1 protein-coding gene is annotated in these 1,728 nt (G+C 67.9%); it reads right to left on the reverse strand.

The window, feature by feature from the left end:
- Positions 1 to 1,482, reverse strand: a 1,482-nt coding sequence (locus V7E09_RS15590; protein WP_324523737.1) for a DNA polymerase III subunit gamma and tau, incomplete at its 3' end; no start/stop codon positions are given.
- Positions 1,483 to 1,728 lie beyond the last annotated feature (246 nt).

Here is a 1,728-nt window from a genome sequence, read left to right on the forward strand (position 1 = left end):
TGGGGTCTCCGCCTCAGGAAGGGGGTCCATCTGGAGCCGACGTTCAAGGCGGTCGAGTCGGGCGTGGATGCCGCGGCCCGCGACGTCAGCCCCCGGCAGCAGCACGCGCGCGCACATCAGTTCGAGGTGCAGCCGCGGCGCGGTGGTGCCGCGCATGTCGGTGAGGCCTTGGGCGATCACCTCCGCGGCGCGCGTGAGTTCACCCGAACCCATGCCGGACGCCTGGGTGGTGAGCCGTTCGGCCTGGTCCCCGGCGACATCCACGAGGCCGGTTTCGAGGGCGTCCGGGACGGCGGCGACGATGATCAGATCTCGCAGGCGACGCAGCAGGTCTTCGGCGAAGCGCCGCGGATCCTGGCCGACCTCAATCACCTTGTCGATGCACGCAAAGACACCCTCGGCGTCACCGGCGGCGAAGGCGTCCATGATCTCGTCGAGGAGGCTCTCGGGGGTGTACCCGAGCAAGCTGGCGGCCTGCGTGTAGCTGACGCCCGCCTCGGCGGCGCCGCCGAGGAGTTGGTCGAGCACCGACAGCGAGTCACGCACCGATCCAGCACCAGCGCGCACCACCAGCGGCAGCACGGCCTGATCCACCTGGACGCCTTCGGCTGCGCACAGTTGGTCCAGGTAGGCGACCATCGTGCGCGGCGGCACCAGCCGGAACGGATAGTGATGCGTCCGGGAGCGGATGGTGCCGATGACCTTCTCGGGCTCGGTCGTGGCGAAGATGAACTTCACGTGGGGCGGCGGCTCCTCCACCACCTTCAGCAAGGCGTTGAACCCCGCATTGGTGACCATGTGCGCCTCGTCGATGATGTAGATCTTGTAGCGGCTGTGCACGGGCGCGAAGAAGGCCCGCTCACGCAGGTCACGCGCCTCATCGACGCCGCCGTGAGAGGCCGCGTCGATTTCGATGACGTCGATGCTCCCGGCGCCGCCGCGCGCCAGGTCGCGACAGCTTTGGCACACCCCGCACGGCGTCGGGGTGGGGCCCTGCTCGCAGTTGAGGCAACGCGCCAGGATGCGCGCCGACGTCGTCTTGCCACAGCCCCGCGGCCCGCTGAACAGGTAGGCGTGGCTGACCCGATTGTTGATGAGGGCGCGCTGCAGCGGCTCGGTGACGTGATCTTGTCCGATCACCTGCTCGAACGTCTCGGGACGGTAGCGCCGATACAAAGCCAGGGGCGCCTCCGGGGCTGGCGGGATCGACTGCATGACGGACGCCTCCGGGCTCGGCCCAGAGAACTCCGCAGGCGTAGCAACCGCCGCATCATCGTCGTGCGGACCAGCGGTCGCCGATGCGGCGTCCTCCACAGAACTGCCGATGGCCAACTCGACGAGCGGGTCGGGCATCGTCGCCTCAACCTCGGGTTCGTCGTCGGGATCGATCGGAATCTCGTCCATCTGGTCGAGATCAATGTCCATCTCAGGGTCGTCGACGGGCGTCGGCTCGGTGGGCAGGATCAGTTCGTCGGGTTCCATGCCGAACAAGTCGGGACCGTCTTGCTCATACCCCAGGCGCGCGTCGGACGCCTCGCCGAGATCGTCCTCGTCGAAGAGCCCCAAAGCGTCGTCGTCTGCCACACGGAGCACCCTACTTGGTGGCTCCGACGATTCCCCTGGATAACCAGACGATCCGGGCTGAGCAGGCCAGACGATTCCGGCTGAGCAGACAAGAGGCCCCCGCGCACCTGGAAGAGCTCACTTACCCTTGCTGCCTTCCGGCCC

Source organism: Propioniciclava sp., from assembly GCF_036744435.1.
Taxonomy (GTDB): Bacteria; Actinomycetota; Actinomycetes; order Propionibacteriales; family Propionibacteriaceae; genus Propioniciclava.